This is a genomic window from Aeromonas sp. ANP5, from assembly GCF_963870295.1.
In the GTDB taxonomy this organism is placed as follows: Bacteria; Pseudomonadota; Gammaproteobacteria; order Enterobacterales; family Aeromonadaceae; genus Aeromonas; species Aeromonas veronii.
In genome coordinates this window covers 77,112-91,824 of sequence record NZ_CAWMRY010000001.1, presented here as the reverse complement: position 1 = coordinate 91,824, position 14,713 = coordinate 77,112, and the positions used below count along the sequence as shown (strand labels likewise).

General features: G+C 62.4%; 12 protein-coding genes. 7 read left to right on the top strand and 5 right to left on the bottom strand.

Translation table 11 applies throughout. The annotated features are described in order from the left end of the window. The first annotated feature begins 81 nt into the window (after window positions 1-81). Together AACT07_RS00400 and AACT07_RS00395 are read left to right on the top strand one after the other, a co-directional pair. Complete coding sequence (locus AACT07_RS00400; RefSeq protein ID WP_069526262.1) at window positions 82-1,842, top strand: ABC-F family ATP-binding cassette domain-containing protein; 1,761 nt, start codon at window positions 82-84, stop codon at window positions 1,840-1,842. A gap of 68 nt (window positions 1,843-1,910) precedes the next feature. Further along, window positions 1,911-2,450 carry a GNAT family N-acetyltransferase gene (locus AACT07_RS00395; RefSeq protein ID WP_069526261.1) on the top strand — a complete coding sequence of 180 codons (540 nt, stop codon included), beginning with the start codon at window positions 1,911-1,913 and terminating at the stop codon, window positions 2,448-2,450. Between the two features lie 42 nt (window positions 2,451-2,492). On the opposite strand, the gene yjeH is transcribed toward AACT07_RS00395, so the two are convergent. Further along, window positions 2,493-3,770, bottom strand: coding sequence for an L-methionine/branched-chain amino acid transporter (gene yjeH, locus AACT07_RS00390; RefSeq protein ID WP_069526260.1), 1,278 nt, complete (start codon window positions 3,768-3,770; stop codon window positions 2,493-2,495). Between the two features lie 101 nt (window positions 3,771-3,871). Beyond that, on the bottom strand, window positions 3,872-4,771 hold the full coding sequence (locus AACT07_RS00385) for a LysR family transcriptional regulator (RefSeq protein WP_069526259.1): 900 nt from the start codon (window positions 4,769-4,771) through the stop codon (window positions 3,872-3,874). Window positions 4,772-4,923: 152 nt separating this feature from the next. Here AACT07_RS00385 and AACT07_RS00380 point away from each other — a divergent pair, with 152 nt between their 5' ends. Together AACT07_RS00380 and AACT07_RS00375 are read left to right on the top strand one after the other, a co-directional pair. Continuing rightward, window positions 4,924-5,946 carry an MBL fold metallo-hydrolase gene (locus tag AACT07_RS00380; RefSeq protein WP_069526258.1) on the top strand — a complete coding sequence of 341 codons (1,023 nt, stop codon included), beginning with the start codon at window positions 4,924-4,926 and terminating at the stop codon, window positions 5,944-5,946. A gap of 91 nt (window positions 5,947-6,037) precedes the next feature. Then, the gene (locus AACT07_RS00375; RefSeq protein ID WP_064337068.1) at window positions 6,038-6,757 is read left to right on the top strand and encodes a substrate-binding periplasmic protein; all 720 of its coding nucleotides are present in this window, start codon (window positions 6,038-6,040) and stop codon (window positions 6,755-6,757) included. A 91-nt stretch (window positions 6,758-6,848) separates the two neighbouring features. On the opposite strand, the gene AACT07_RS00370 is transcribed toward AACT07_RS00375, so the two are convergent. Then, window positions 6,849-8,141, bottom strand: coding sequence for an HAAAP family serine/threonine permease (locus tag AACT07_RS00370; RefSeq protein WP_069526257.1), 1,293 nt, complete (start codon window positions 8,139-8,141; stop codon window positions 6,849-6,851). 498 nt (window positions 8,142-8,639) lie between these two features. Here AACT07_RS00370 and AACT07_RS00365 point away from each other — a divergent pair, with 498 nt between their 5' ends. Together AACT07_RS00365 and AACT07_RS00360 are read left to right on the top strand one after the other, a co-directional pair. Beyond that, window positions 8,640-9,578: a LysR family transcriptional regulator gene (locus tag AACT07_RS00365; RefSeq protein WP_042055187.1), complete on the top strand. Its 939-nt coding sequence runs from the start codon at window positions 8,640-8,642 to the stop codon at window positions 9,576-9,578. 73 nt (window positions 9,579-9,651) lie between these two features. Next, complete coding sequence (locus AACT07_RS00360; RefSeq protein ID WP_069526256.1) at window positions 9,652-11,064, top strand: MATE family efflux transporter; 1,413 nt, start codon at window positions 9,652-9,654, stop codon at window positions 11,062-11,064. A gap of 114 nt (window positions 11,065-11,178) precedes the next feature. Here AACT07_RS00360 and alsS read toward each other — a convergent pair whose 3' ends face one another. Continuing rightward, window positions 11,179-12,849, bottom strand: coding sequence for an acetolactate synthase AlsS (alsS, locus tag AACT07_RS00355; protein WP_069526255.1), 1,671 nt, complete (start codon window positions 12,847-12,849; stop codon window positions 11,179-11,181). A gap of 18 nt (window positions 12,850-12,867) precedes the next feature. Further along, the gene (budA, locus tag AACT07_RS00350) at window positions 12,868-13,662 is read right to left on the bottom strand and encodes an acetolactate decarboxylase (protein WP_005338506.1); all 795 of its coding nucleotides are present in this window, start codon (window positions 13,660-13,662) and stop codon (window positions 12,868-12,870) included. Window positions 13,663-13,770: 108 nt separating this feature from the next. Between budA and AACT07_RS00345 the strand changes: the two genes are divergently transcribed. Further along, the gene (locus tag AACT07_RS00345) at window positions 13,771-14,706 is read left to right on the top strand and encodes a LysR family transcriptional regulator (RefSeq protein ID WP_069526254.1); all 936 of its coding nucleotides are present in this window, start codon (window positions 13,771-13,773) and stop codon (window positions 14,704-14,706) included. Window positions 14,707-14,713: the final 7 nt, after the last annotated feature.

The window sequence follows — 14,713 nt, the reverse complement described above, 5'->3', positions numbered from 1 at the left end:
AGACCTTTCTCGACTCTGCCGTTGTCGCCAGCGCTCCTGATGACAGGGATATCCGATCCCGCGATTTAAGAGAGCAAGAGCATGACAACCCTGATGAGTACCCATTCCCTGCAGATGAGTGCGGGGCACCTTCCGTTATTTGACAATCTCGAACTCGGCATCCGCGCAGGCGACAGGCTCGGTCTGATTGGCGCCAACGGCTGCGGCAAGAGCACCCTGCTGGCGCTGCTGGCGGGCGAGCGCACGCCTCAAGCCGGCCGTGTCGTGCAGGCCGCAGCCTGCCGCTGCGAGTTCGTGGCCCAGCAACTACCCGCCGGGCTCTCTACCCTCAGCACCCACGCCGTGCTGTTTGACGTGCTGGGCAACGACCCCGCCGCCGAATGGCAGGTGGACAAGCTGCTGACCGAGTTGCAGCTGGAAGCTCAGGCCACGCTGCCGGTCAGTGCACTCAGCGGCGGCCAGCACAGCCGACTGCAGATAGGCCGTGCCCTGCTGCGCCAACCCAACCTGCTGCTGCTCGATGAGCCCAGCAACCACCTTGATCTGCCCGCCCTGCTCTGGCTCGAGCAGTTTCTGCTGGGCTGGCGCGGCGCCTTCGTGCTGGTCTCCCACGATGGCCGCCTGCTGGATCGGGTCACCGAGCAGACCCTGATCCTGCGCGATGGCGAGCTGCACCGCTTCGCCCTGCCCTGCAGCGAGGCGCGAGCGGCGCTGGCCGCCGAGGATGAGCAGGCCCTCCTGCGCCGGGCTGACGAGCAAAAAGAGATCGACCGCCTGAGCGCCAGCAGCAAACGCCTCGCCATCTGGGGGCGAGAGCATGACAACGAGAAGCTGGTGCGTCAGGCCAAATCCATGGAGAAGCGCATCGCCCGCCTGCAGGAGGAGCAGAGCCAGGTGGCAGCGCAGGCCCCCTGGCGGCTCGAGCTGCGCGGAGTGAGCCTGCCTGCCGACACGCTGCTGCGACTGGAGACCCTCGACGTATCGCCAGCGCCAGCATTGCCGCCGCTGCTGCGCGCCGAAGGGCTCTGGCTGCGGGCAGGAGATAAGGTCGCGCTGCTCGGAGCCAACGGCACCGGCAAGTCCTCCCTGCTTCGCCAGTGCTGGCGCGAACTGGCCGCGCAGAGCCCGCAGGCGGGCTGGTACTGCCACCCCGGCGCCAGCATCGCCTATTACGATCAGTCGCTGCAGCAGCTGTCTGACGACGCCCCCCTGAGCGATGCCCTCTACCCGCTGGCACCTCTGCCGGAGATGACCCGGCGTCAGGCGCTGATCCGGGCGGGCTTCCCTTATGCCCGTCACGGCCAGCAGGTACGTACCTTGAGCGGGGGCGAGCGGGCACGGCTGCTGTTTCTCGCCCTGTCCCTCGGCAGCCACCACATGCTCTGGCTCGACGAGCCCACCAACCACCTGGATCTGGCAGGCAAGGAGGAGCTGGCCGAGGCGATTGCCGCCTTCCCGGGCGGCGTGCTACTTGTCTCCCACGACCGGGAGCTGATCGAGCGCAGCTGTAACCGCTTCTGGCTGATCAGGGACGGGCAGATCCGGGAGGCCCACTGCGCCGAGCGGGCCTATGCCGAACTGCTCGGCGATGCCCCCTTGCCGGCAGCAGACAAGGCAAGCAGGGCCCTCCCCACAACAGCTCAGGCACTGGCCGACCCCGCCATGGGGAAGGCCCCGGCTGGACAGGCAGATGACGAAGAGGCGCTGCTGGCACGCTGGTATGAACTCGATGCCCTGCTCGCCGCCGATCTGGCCCGCAAGCCCAGACACCAGACCCCGCGCCTGCAGCAGCAGTGGCAGAGCGAGCTGGCGCACCTTGCCGAGCGGCTCGGCTTTGCCTGATGCCGGCATCATCCATCCATTACTACTCAACTCACGCGGCCAACTCCGGTTGGCCGCAAGGAGCCACCATGACATCAACGCAACAACCCCACATCAGGCTGGATCCGGTCACCGACGCCGACCTGCCCCACATCTTCCGCGGTCTGTCGGATCCGCGGGTCGTCGCCTACTACGGCGTCAGCTACGACAGCCTGACGGCGTGCCAGGCCCAGATGACGTGGTATGCAGAGTTGACCCGTACCAGCAGTGGCGCCTGGCACCTCATTCGCGACCGGCGATCGGGCGAGCCGCTCGGCGCCATCGGTTACAACGATGCCGACCCGACTCATCGGCGGGCCGAGCTGGGCTACTGGCTCTATCCCGAGCATTGGGGCAAGGGGGTGATGAGCGCGGCGCTGCGGCTGTGGCTGCCGCTCACTTACCGCACTACCGACCTGCACCGGCTGCTGGCGGTGGTGGAGGAGCCCAACCTCCCCTCCGCCCGTCTGATGGAGCGGGCCGGTTTTCACTACGAGGGCACGGCGCGGGAGTGCGAACGCAAGGGGGATGGCTTCATCTCCCTGCGCCACTACGCCATCTTGCGCAGCGACCTGCCCGCAAGCCGCTGACAGACAACAACAAGCCCCGCACTACGGGGCTTTTTTCGGGAGCTACTTGATGGCGCAAATATCGTCAGAGGTCAGCAGCCGGCGTCTGCGCCGCCACAACGAGAAGCCGCCGTAGCCAAGACTCAGCACCACCGCATAGAGCACCTGAGTGGCAAGCGCCACCAGCACCAGAGCGCAGAGCAGTACGCTTATCCCCGCCAGCCCCTTGCCCACCCCGCCGAGCAGACGCCAGCCCGCCGCCATGCAGAGCAGGTAGACCAGCACGAAGTTGCCGTTGGCGTAGCGGATCAGCTCATCGAGCGGCAGTCGCAACCAGATGATGAGGGTGATGCAGAGCAGACAGATGGCAAGCACTAGGCCGAGCGCCCGCAGCGGCGCGCCGCGCGCGGTGAGCACGGCCAGCGAGGGGGGCAACTTGCCTTCCCGTGCCATGCTCCAGATCAGCCGGGCAAAGCCCTGAATGTAGATGTTTATGCTGGCAAAGCAGGAGAGGTAGCCGAGCACCGCCACCAGCCACTTGGCGGTGGGGCCGAACAGCAGCGCCAGCAGAGAGGGGATTGCGGTGGCGTTTTTCGCCTCATCGCCGTAGAGGCCATATTTGAGCACCACCAGCGAGTGCACCCAGTAGATAAGCCCCGCCAGCAGCACCCCGCCGAGCAGGGCGATGGGGTAGTCCCGCTCCGGCCGCTTGAACTCCTCCCCCATGTGGGCGAAGGCTTCCAGCCCGACGAAACACCAGAACATCACCGCCAGCGCAGTGGCCATAGGGGGCCACTCATCCGCGCTCGGTAGCGGCCGGGCTGCATCGCGCCAGCTCACCTCCCCCTTGAACCAGATAAGCAGGGTCAGCCCCAAAATGGCGAGCGCAATCAGCAGTTGCAGGTTGCCGGAAGATCGCGCCCCGCGCAGCCCCAGCAGAAAGACCCCGAGCAGGGTGAGCAGCTGGATTGCCCACAGGGTCCACTCCCCCATCTCGAACAGGGCGTGCCAGAAACCGGCGGCAATCATCAGGGCGGCAGGCAGCCCCACCGGCAGCACTGCCAGAAACAGGAAGGCGGAGAAGCGCTCGGCGCCGTTGCCAAAGGCGAGGCCAATCAGGTGCGGCGCGCCACCCGCATGGGGATAGCGACGGCCGAGGCGAGCGAAGGTAAAGGCGATGGGCAGCACCAGCGCAATCAGCAGCAACCAGGCCCAGAGCGAGGCCCCGCCCGCCAGCGAGGCGGCAGTCGCCGGTACCACGAAGATCCCGGTGCCGAGCAGCGAGGTGGCGAGCAGCCCCATCCCCTGCCAGAGCCCGAGATCCTTTTTCAACCCAGACATATCCTTTTGTCCTGACTAAAAAAACATCCCGCCATGTTAGGCCTGCTACGCCCCTTTGTTAAGTACGATGGTTAAGCGTGGGGGCGAAAATATGCAGCCTTTTATTCAGGCTCGGGCCCAGCTTGCAGGGATTCGGCCAGAAAATCCCCCAGCAGGGTGATCTTGAGCACCTGCCGCCGCGCCGCCGGATAGATGAAGTAGAGGGTCTTGGCAGGGCTCTGATAGCGGCCAAGCAGCGGCAACAGACGCCCCGAAGCGATATGCTCACGCACCTGTTCGGCTGGCTGCAAGGTGATGCCAGCACCCGAGAGCGCTGCCGTCAACAAGGCTGGCCAGTGATTGATGCGCAGGCGCGAGGCGACCCGCACCTCCTCGCTCTGGCCATCCTCACCGACAAACTGCCAACGCTCGTGCTCCCCCCAGTTGCCGTGCAGACACTGGTGGCAGGCGAGATCGGCCGGATGACGGGGCACGCCGTGGCGATTGAGGTAGTCGGGGGCAGCGCAGAGGCGGTAGTGCTGGGTCAGCAGCGGACGGGCGATCAGCGCCTCATCCTGCGGGCGCAGGGTGCGGATGGCGGCATCGAATCCCTCCTCCACCAGATCGACCCAGCGCGGGGTGAGCTGCAGATCCAGATCCAGCTTGGGGTAGCGGTCGAGAAAAGCGGGCAGCAGCGGCACCAGCCGGTGGTGGCCAAAGCTGAGGGGAGCGGCGATGCGCAGTCGTCCGGCCGGCTCGGCCAGCAGGTTCTGGGTGAGCGACTCGGTCAGTGCCAGCTCCTCCAGCACCCGCTGGCAGCGAGCGAGAAAAAGCTGGCCCAGTTCGGTGAGAGTCTGCTGGCGGGTGGTCTTGTGAAACAGCTTGCCCCCCAGCCACTGCTCCAGTCCCAGCACATGCTTGCCCACCATCTGGGCGCTGATCCCCTCTTCGCTCGCCACCGCGCTGTAGGAGCCGAGATCCACCACCCGGGTGAAGATACGCATGCTGGTCAATCGGTCCACAACCGCTCCTTTGTTCGTTCCTGAGTAACACGACCCGCTACCGAGTCCTAATTCACAACCAAAAGTTTAGTAAGAAATGGATTTTAGCCAATTTATTCAACTTTTAGTTACCAATACAGTGATGCCGTCCCTTCCCCACAGGATAAATTCCCATGAAAAACACCTATCTGGCCGCATTACTGGTCGGTCTGCTGGCTACCGGTGTCAGTCAGGCTGCCGAGAGCAGTTTTATCAGCAACCACGACCATGCCCCTGCCTCAGCAACTCAAGCCCAGCCCGATATCTTTCGGGTCAGCCTGCTCGGCACCGGCACTCCGGTGCCCCAGATCAGCCGGGGCGGCTACAGCACTCTGGTCGAGGCGGGCAACCAGAAGCTGGTGTTCGATTTTGGCCGCAACTCCGCCACTCGCCTGTGGCAGCTGCATATCCCCATCGGCCGGGTCAACGCCTTCTTCCTCACCCACTTTCACTCCGACCACACCAACGGGCTGGCGGATCTCTGGCTGACCGGCTGGCTGCAACCGGCCTATGGCCAGCGCCACGCGCCGATGGAACTCTACGGCCCCAAAGGCACCACAGCTCTCGCCCGTGGCTTGCAGCAGGCCTACGCCACCGACATCGCCACCCGGGTCAAGGATGAGGGAACGCCGTTGGACGGGGTGGAGATCAACAGCCACGAGGTCACCGCCGGGGTGGTCTACAACCATGACGGGGTCAAGGTAACCGCCTTTGACAACGACCACGGGGTCAACATCAAGCCATCGTTTGGTTATCGTATCGACTATCACGGCCACAGCGTGGTGCTCTCCGGCGATACCCGCTACAGCCCCGAAGTAGTGAAGCAGGCCAAAGGGGCCGATCTGCTGGTGCACTGCGTCTCCATGACCTCTGCCGAGCAGATGAAGGCCAACCCCGGCTACAAGGCGATCGCCGGTCACCTCGCCTCCCCCGAGCAGGCCGCCCGCGTTCTGAACGAAGCCAAACCGGCGCTGACCGTGTTCAGCCACATAGGGCTCAACGGCAAGATCAGGGTGAAGGATCTGGCGCAGGATCTGCGCGCCCGCTACTCGGGCCCGTTTGTCATCGGCAACGACCTGATGCAGATTGATCTGCCCACCACGGCCTCCGGCAAGGGCTATGCCCTCTGGCAGTCGGAGAATATCGACAACAAATAGATGGCACGGATGCCGGTCAGTCATGGTCGGCATCCACAATCGACACCGGGGGCTATCTTTAAGGGGTGTTTGACTACAAGGAGTTATCTCTATGAGCCTGAAATGGAAGCACCTCGCCCTGGCCACTCTTCCCTTGTTCGGCATGTCGGTCGCTCAGGCGGCGGTGTTGACCAGCCTTGAATGGCCCCCTTACACCAGCGCCAGCCTGCCTGAACAGGGCAAGAGCAGTCAGGTGGTGACCGCAGCCTTTGCCCTGGCTGGCGACCCGCTGACTATCAAGTTCTACCCCTGGCAACGGGCCGTGGACGAGGCGACCAACAACCCCGAGGTACTGGGTTATTTCCCCGAGTATCTCGACCCCAAGAGCAGCTGCCTCTTCTCCGACCCCATAGGTAACGGCCCTCTCGGGTTTGCCCAGCGAGCCGATCAGCCGGTCACCTGGCAGAGCCTTGATGACCTCAAGGGCAAGAAAATTGGTGTCGTCACCGGCTATGTGAACACCACCGAGTTCGACGAAAAAGTGGCCAGCAAGGCGCTCTCGGCTGACGCCACCAGCTCGGACAGCCAGAACCTGCTCAAGCTCGGCAACGGTCGGCTCGATCTGGCGGTCATCGACCAGAATGTGATGACCTATCTGCTGGAGAGCGATCCCCAACTCAAGGACGTTGCCGCCAACCTCGGCTTCAACGGCAAGATCCTCGAGGACAAGTCCCTCCACGTCTGCTTTACCAACTCAGCCAAGGGGAAAGAGGCGCGGGACAAATTCAACAAGGCGCTGGCCAGCGATGAAGTGAAGAAGCTGATGAAGTAGCGATACCGCATCCGCTCGCCGCCCCAAAAAGCCATAAAAAAAGCCGCCTCTTGCGAGGCGGCTTCTTCATTCAACTTGGTAACCGGAGTTATCAGGCAATCAGCTTGTAGATGATACCGGACATGGCGATCAGGCCGATGATGGTCACGAAGCCGTTGCTGATGTTGCCAGCGTATTTGCGCATGGCCGGAACCTTGGTGATGGCGTACATCGGCATCAGGAACAGCAGCATTGCGATGATCGGGCCGCCCAGGTCTTCAATCATGCCGAGGATGCTCGGGTTGATGGTAGCGATAGCCCAGGTGGTCAGGATCATGAACACGGCAGTGACTTTGTTCAGTTGCTTGATGTCAACATTCTTGCCCTTCTCGCGCAGCGCCTTGGCCATCAGGCCGTTCATGCCTTCTTGCGCACCCAGGTAGTGACCCAGGAAGGATTTGCTGATGGCAACCATGGCGATCAGCGGAGCCACAGTACCGATAACCGGGTTATCGAAGTGGTTGGCCAGGTAGGACAGGATGGAGATGTTCTGTTCTTTGGCAGCAGCCAGGTCAGCCGGGGAGAGGCTAAGTACGCAGCTGAATACGAAGAACATAACGGTCATCACCATCATGACGTGGGCACCCAGCAGGATGTTGCTGCACTTCTTCTCGGCACCTTCACCGTAACGACCTTTGTTGTCCACCGCGAAGGAGGAGATGATCGGGGAGTGGTTGAAGGAGAACACCATTACCGGGATAGCCAGCCACAGGGTCTTGATGAAGTCACCGTTGAAGGCGTCGGACAGGGCCGGAGCTTCAGTGATGATGGCACCGTTCCAGTGCGGGATCAGGTAGAACGCCAGACCCATCAGGGTGAGCACGAACGGGAATACCAGCACGCTCATCGCTTTGACGATAACCTGGCCGCCCAGACGAACAACCGCCATCAGACCGAGGATCAGAGCCAGTGACAGAACAGCACGGGGAGGTGCAGACATGCCCAGCTGGTGAACAATCACGCTCTCGACGGTGTTGGTGATGGCGACTGAATACATCAGCACGATCGGGTAGATGGCAAAGAAGTAGAGCAGGGTGATGAATTTGCCTGCGGTCTTGCCGAAGTGCTCTTCTACTACTTCAGTGATGTCGCCATCACGGGTAGAGCCGGACAGCACGAAGCGGGTCAGACCACGGTGAGCAAAGAAAGTCAGCGGCAGCGCCAGGATCAACATGGCAACCAGCGGCCACAGGCCACCTACACCGGCGTTGATTGGCAGGAAGAGCACACCGGCACCGATCGCGGTACCGTACAGACCCAGCATCCAGACCACATCGGCCTTGTTGACGCCGCGGGAGGTGTTGCTGGCTAAACGACCATCAGCTGCAATATTCATGTCAGACATACGTTGTTCCTGTCATCTAGGAAAATGGGATTCTTGTTTGGTCGGGCCTTGGCCCGGTTCCATCTCCCTGGAACGCCTGCTGTCCGTCCTTGATATTAACCTCTCGCCCCCCGGCAACCTGGCCATCACTCCTTGTGACAACAGGATTGCAACAAACAACAGTGCGAGATTTTGACCCTGAGGGTCGGCGCCCGTTTCATTTAACAACCGATTAACGTGCGCCACTCTTGATGGGCTGACTTTAATTAAATGCCCTTATTAATCACAGCGTTTTTTTGAATTAATCAACCAAAGTTTGATTTTGGTCGCCTTTCGGACGACCAAGATCACACTCAAAGCGCCTTATTGTGAGTTTTTTTTAACAATTCAACTTAGTTTCACTGGAATCAATGGCCTGCGAGCAGCTACATATTTGCAACAAGCCACCCATTTAGCGCGGATTGTGTGCAGCACGGCCTTGGCGTACCCTTGTGACTCACGCCTTTTTGTTGATTGATGATGACCATTACCCGTACCGATCTCGCCGAACTGGCGGTGTTTGCCGCCGTCGCCCGTCACCGCAGTTTCAGCAAGGCCGCCCTCGAACTCGGGGTCTCCGCCTCCGCCCTCAGCCATAGCCTGAAGGGGCTGGAAGCCCGTCTGGGAGTACGGCTGCTCAACCGCAGCACCCGCGCCGTGGTGCCGACCGAAGCGGGCCAGCGGTTGCTCAAGCAGCTGCTCCCCACCCTCAATACCCTGGAAGAGGCGCTTTGCGAGCTGGCCCGCAACAGCGATGAACCGGTGGGTCGACTCAAGCTCTGCGCCCCCCGCGGCGCCATCGACAGCCTGCTGGCACCTGTGCTGATCGACTATCTGGCCCGTTATCCGCGGATGCAGGTGGAGGTAGTGGAGCAGGAGCTGATGCCCCGGCTGATTGAAGATGGTTACGATGCCGCACTCTTTTATGGGGATCTGCTGCCCAAGGAGATGATCGGCATCCCCCTCGGCCCGCCCCAGCGCTATCTGGTGGTGGGCTCCCCGGCCTATCTGGCGGAGCACGGTACGCCGGAGCACCCGAGCGAGCTGAGTCGCCACGCTTGTATCGGCTATCGCCTCACTCCGCACCATCACTATCGCTGGGCCTTTGCCGCCGATGGCACCATGCTGGAGATCGAAGTGACCGGGCCGCTCACTACCAGCACCCCGGCCCTCTATCTGGGCGCCGCCGAGGCGGGGCTGGGACTCGCCTACTGTCTGGAAGAGGAGGTGAGCCAAAAGGTCGCGGAGGGGAAACTGCTCACCGTGCTGGAGCCCTGGTGCCCCACCTTTGCCGGCTTCTATCTCTTCTATCCCAGTCGGCATCAGCTGGGCAGCGGCCTGCGCATCCTGATCGACATGCTCAAGGCGCACTACCAAAACCCCGGATTAGTGAGTAATACTCAGCAATTCATCAAGTGAAACCCTGATTATCACCAAATAAGTATTAATCTAGACTAGCTGTTCGATAATCGAACTCCCCGAGAGAACAGATATGTCTGCCTATTTAACACTGCGGCAACGGGCCATGACCCGTCGCTTCTGGGCTTACGCCCTCCCCTCCATTCTTGCCATGCTGGTTTCGGGGGCCTACTACCTCATCGACGGCATCTTCGTCGGCCACTATGTCGGTGCCGCTGGCCTCGCCGGGATCAACCTGGTCTATCCGGTCATCATGGTGCTGATCGGCTTGGCTGCCATGATCAGCATGGGGGCAGCCACCGCCATCTCCTTCCAGCAAGGGGCGAAAAACGACACGCTGGCCCGTCAGGCGCTGGTCAACGCCCTCTGGCTGCTGGCCGGACTCGGGGGCGTTGCGCCGGTGCTGCTCTACTACACCCACACCGATATCCTGCTGGGGCTGGGGATTGAACAGGGCACCGAGACCTGGAAACAGGCGAGCGACTACCTCACCTGGATTGGCGGCGGTACCCTGCTGCTGGCCAGCAATCTGGCGGTTCCCTATCTGCTGCGCAACGATGGCCGCCCGAAACTGGCCATGGTGCTGGTGAGCAGCGGCGCCGTGCTCAATATCATCCTCAACTACATCATGGTGGGTCGGCTGGGGCTGGGATTGATCGGTACCGCGCAAGCCACCCTGATGGCAGAGGGTGCGGTGAGCCTGATCGGCCTTGGCTACTTCTTTACCCCCTGGGCGCGGCTGCGCCTCAGCTGGCGGGATCTGGTGCCCAACCTCCCCGCCATGCCGCACCTGCTCTTTACCGGTCTGCCGAGCCTGATTGCCCAGTTCAACCTCGGCCTGCTGCTGATGCTGCACAACAGCCAGCTGATGGTGTATGGCAATGTGAAGGATCTGGCGGGCTTTACCGTGGCCGGTTACACCGAGGCGGTCTTTATCGTCATTCTGCAGGGGCTGGCGTTCGGCATTCAGCCGCTCATCAGCAAGGCGGCAGGGGCCAAGCGCCATCGCAACCTCAAGTACCTGATGGAGATGGGGCTCAAGTTCACCTTTATCTACGGCATGCTGGTGTGGCTCACCATCCAGCTGCTACCGGGACAGGTCGCCATGCTCTATACCGGCGATCAGGATCCCGAGCTGCTGGCCGCCGCCATCAGCAGCCTGACCCTCAACCTCGGCGCCATTCCGCTGGAGGGGATCATCATGTTCGGCATAGTGCTGCTGCAATCCATGGCACGTACCCGTCAGGCGCTGGTCATCTCCATCGCCAAAACCGTGTTGCTGCTGCCGCTCATCTTCCTGCTGCCGCAACTGTGGGGCCGTGATGGGGTGCTGATGGCCCAGCCCGCGACCGTGCTGCTGCTCACCCTGCCGCTCTGCTGGCTGCTGTGGCGCGAGTGGCTGCGCCTGAAGATGGCCTGCGCGCCAAAAGCCAAACAGCGCCCACAACCGGCCCGCGCACGCGCCGCCGTCCAGCTGGCCCGTTAAGGCCACCCATCCCGCGTAGCAATAAAAAACCGGCATCCATTGATGCCGGTTTTTGCTATATGGACGGGTCTGCCTGCTCTTACACAGGGATTCAGGCCAGCACTGCTGCCCACACTATGCCAATACTTCTGGCCTGAGCTGGGCCATCAGCCCCGGGTTGTCGGAGTAATCCACCGGGATCGCCACCACAGCGGGCCCCTCCACCGCCAGCGCGGCCCGCAGGGTGGCGCGCAGCTCGTCGGCAGAGCGCACCGCGAAACCGGCCGCCCCGAACGATTCGGCATAGAGTTTGAAGTCGATGGGACCAAAAGAGACGCCGGAGGTGCGACAATACTTCTGCTGCTCCTGCATCGCGACCATGTTGTAGCCGTTATCGACCCAGATGATGTGGACGATATTGCTCTTGAGCCGCACCGCCGTCTCCAGCTCCATGCTTGACTGCATAAAGCTGCCATCCCCCGATACCGAGATCACCTTCTCCCCCGGCCGCACCAGCGCCGCGCCGATGGCCCACGGCAGTGCCACCCCCATGGTCTGCTGACCATTGGAGATCAACACCTGACGAGCGCGGAAGCTGTAGAGGTAGCGGGCAATCCAGATATGGAAGCTGCCCATGTCGACGCAGAGGGTCATGTCGTCGCGCACCAGATCCTGCAGCTCGCGCACGATACGCAAGGGGTGAACCGGATTGCCGTGCAGATCGTCTGCCCGCATTGCCAGTCGCAGTCGCTGCTGGCGCACCCCTTGCAGCAACCGATCCACCTCGGGGGGACGGATTTTCGGATTGCCCATGATGCGGGTCAGCTGCAACAGGTTGGCGCGGATCGACCCCACCAACTCGGCGGTCGGGCAGTAGCTGCTGTCGATATCGGCAGGCAGCACATCGATATGGAGGATGCGCCGCTCCCGATCGCCATTCCACAGCACGGGATCGTACTCGATGGGGCTGTAGCCGATGCAGATCACCAGATCGGCCCCTGCCAGCAGCTGATCCCCCGGTTGGTTGTTGAAGAGCCCCACCCGTCCGGCAAAGTCATCGAAGTGGCAGCTGTCCACCACCCCGGCAGCCTGATAGGTACCGGTCACCGGCAGCCGCGCCTTGTCGAGGAAGGCACGCACTGCCTCGGCATTTTCCGGCCGGCTCGCCATCAGGCCGAGCAGTACCACCGGATTCTCGGCGTTACGCAGCAGGGTCAATGCCTGCTCCATATTCTGCTCATCGGCGCAGCCCGGCTCCGGCACCTCGCGTGGTACCAGCACATTGCCCTGTACCGGCTTGTTGATGATATCCATCGGCAGGCTGACAAAGGCCGCCCCCGGCCGCCCCAGCTCGGCAGCGCGAAAGGCGTTGGCCATCACTTCCGAAATTGCCGCCCCGCTGTTGACCTGAGCGCTGAACTTGGTGACCGGACGGCAGAGGTTGACCGTATCCATGCTCTGATGAGTGAGTTTGAGGCCGTCGGCACGGCGCACCGCACCGCCCAGCGCCACCATGGGGTCCCCTTCCGAGGTGGCGGTCGCCAGCCCGGTAATAAGGTTGGAGCAGCCGGGGCCCGAGGTGACCAGCGCCACCCCCGCCTTGCCGGTGAGACGCCCCACGGCGGCCGCCATAAAGGCGGCGTTCGCCTCGTGGCGCACCACTATGGTCTCGATGGGGGAGTCCTCCAGCGCATCGAACACCCGATCAATCTTGGCACCGGGAATACCGAACACCTGCTTGACCCCTTGCGCCTCCAGATGACGAACCACCAGCTCAGCACCGCACTTCCACTGTCTGTTTTCCATGATATTGCTCCTTGTCTATCAGCCTTCGGCGGCCTGAATGGCGCGATCGAGATCGGCGGGGTTGAGGTCGGCCTGCCGGAAAGCGGGATCCGATGGCAGGGCCAGATTGAGGTGACGCACCACAGAAAGCCGCAGGGTACCGTGGGCCATGGTGTAGTCGAGCAGATGGCCACCCCCCTTGCGATCGGCGGTGATCATGTGCTCGTGAAAGCCCGCTACATTAACTCCCTGCACGAACGGCGGGCAGCGAAAGCCCACCAGGGTTCCCGCCACCGCGGCAAAGCGGAACAGCGGCTGCTGTTCGATTGCTTCCAGCATGGGGCGATAAGGGGGCTCCTGACGCGGCACGGTTCGTACCTTGGCCGTCTCAAACTGGCCGTCGAGGCGCAGGGCGACAAAGACGTTGTCGGATCCCACCAGCCGATCCACCCACTGGTGGATCTCGTCACGGCTGAGGGGGTGATCGAAGCGACGCTCCAGACAGGGGCGAAAATGGGTCATCACCGCAAAGGGGGTCTTCTGATCGGCGCGGGCGGGACGGGCCGAGCCATCAGAGCGCAACTGGTGGATCTGGCGCTCGAAGGCGATCAGCTCGCCATCGAGGTGATTGAAGGTGCCGAGGCCAAAGTCGCCGTGGCGCAGCAGCTCGCTCATGGTGGTCTCCCCTTCGTAGACCCCCGCCAGCAGGGCGCTCATCAGGGAACTCTGGTAGATCTCGCCACCGTCATGCTGCCTGCGCCAGCGGGAAAACTGCTGGCTCACTTCGAGGGCACAGCTGCACCCGGCACTGTCAGATGTTGCAATATGTTCCATTCGGGTTTCACCTCCACCGTGAATCCTGTTAGCGTTCGGATCCAATGGTGACTTGGTTCACATTTCAACACCAATACGCTGATCCCATGACTTTGAGACTCAATCGATATGGAACTTCGTACGCTCCGCTACTTCATGGCCGTTGTTGAAAAGCAGAATTTCACCCGCGCAGCCGAATCACTCAACATGGCCCAGCCACCGCTGAGCCAGCAGATCCGCAAGCTGGAAGAGACCCTGGGCACCCCGCTACTGCGCCGTTTGACCCGCAGTGTCGAGCTGACCGAGGCGGGCGAGAGCCTCTATCGGGATGCGGCGCAGATCCTGGCGCTGGCAGATGCGGCAAAACTGAAGGTAAAGCGGATTGCCCGGGGCGAGCAGGGAGCGCTGCGGATCGGCTTTGCCGGTTCCACCGTGCTCCACCCCGCGGTGCTGACCCTGCTGCACGACTATCGGGAGCGCTACCCCGAGGTGGCCCTCAGCCCGCAGGAGGGCACCATGCCGGCACTGGTGGAGGCGCTACGCAACGATCGGCTGGACGCGGCCATCTTGCGGCTCCCCTGCCGGGGTAGCGAGGGCTTTGCCCATCACCTTATCGAGCAGGAGCCGCTGCTGATCGCCCTGCCGACCAGCCATCCCAAGGCCAAGCCGGGCCCCTTGCCACTGGTCAGCCTGAAAGACGAGAGTTTTATTCTGTTTCCCCACGCCATCGGGCCCGGGCTCTATGACGGCATCGTGGGCCTCTGTCGGGAGGCGGGCTTCGAGCCGATACTGGGGCCCGAATGTCCGCAGGTGATCTCCACCGTCGGCATGGTGCAGGCGGGCTTTGGCGTGACTCTGGTGCCCAGCTCGGTGGCGGCGCTGCGCCCGCTCGGGGTCAGTTATCACCCCATTGAGGGCAACGGCATGATGACCAGCATCAGTCTGGCAACACGGCCACACCCAAGCAGTGCCGTGCTGCGGCACTTTATCGCCCAGATCCGTGCCGCCCAGATACAACAAGGCCTCCCGAAGGAGGCCCTGTTGAACAAGCTTGAACCGGCCTGATGGCCGG

Excerpts from the sequence above, each read along its gene's own strand:
- AACT07_RS00365 (WP_042055187.1), top strand. The coding sequence starts at position 8,640 with ATGACCATTACCCGTACCGATCTCGCCGAACTGGCGGTGTTTGCCGCC.
- alsS (WP_069526255.1), bottom strand. The coding sequence starts at position 12,849 with ATGGAAAACAGACAGTGGAAGTGCGGTGCTGAGCTGGTGGTTCGTCAT.
- budA (WP_005338506.1), bottom strand. The coding sequence starts at position 13,662 with ATGGAACATATTGCAACATCTGACAGTGCCGGGTGCAGCTGTGCCCTC.
- AACT07_RS00375 (WP_064337068.1), top strand. The coding sequence starts at position 6,038 with ATGAGCCTGAAATGGAAGCACCTCGCCCTGGCCACTCTTCCCTTGTTC.
- yjeH (WP_069526260.1), bottom strand. The coding sequence starts at position 3,770 with ATGTCTGGGTTGAAAAAGGATCTCGGGCTCTGGCAGGGGATGGGGCTG.
- AACT07_RS00345 (WP_069526254.1), top strand. The coding sequence starts at position 13,771 with ATGGAACTTCGTACGCTCCGCTACTTCATGGCCGTTGTTGAAAAGCAG.
- AACT07_RS00360 (WP_069526256.1), top strand. The coding sequence starts at position 9,652 with ATGTCTGCCTATTTAACACTGCGGCAACGGGCCATGACCCGTCGCTTC.
- AACT07_RS00380 (WP_069526258.1), top strand. The coding sequence starts at position 4,924 with ATGAAAAACACCTATCTGGCCGCATTACTGGTCGGTCTGCTGGCTACC.
- AACT07_RS00370 (WP_069526257.1), bottom strand. The coding sequence starts at position 8,141 with ATGTCTGACATGAATATTGCAGCTGATGGTCGTTTAGCCAGCAACACC.
- AACT07_RS00400 (WP_069526262.1), top strand. The coding sequence starts at position 82 with ATGACAACCCTGATGAGTACCCATTCCCTGCAGATGAGTGCGGGGCAC.
- AACT07_RS00395 (WP_069526261.1), top strand. The coding sequence starts at position 1,911 with ATGACATCAACGCAACAACCCCACATCAGGCTGGATCCGGTCACCGAC.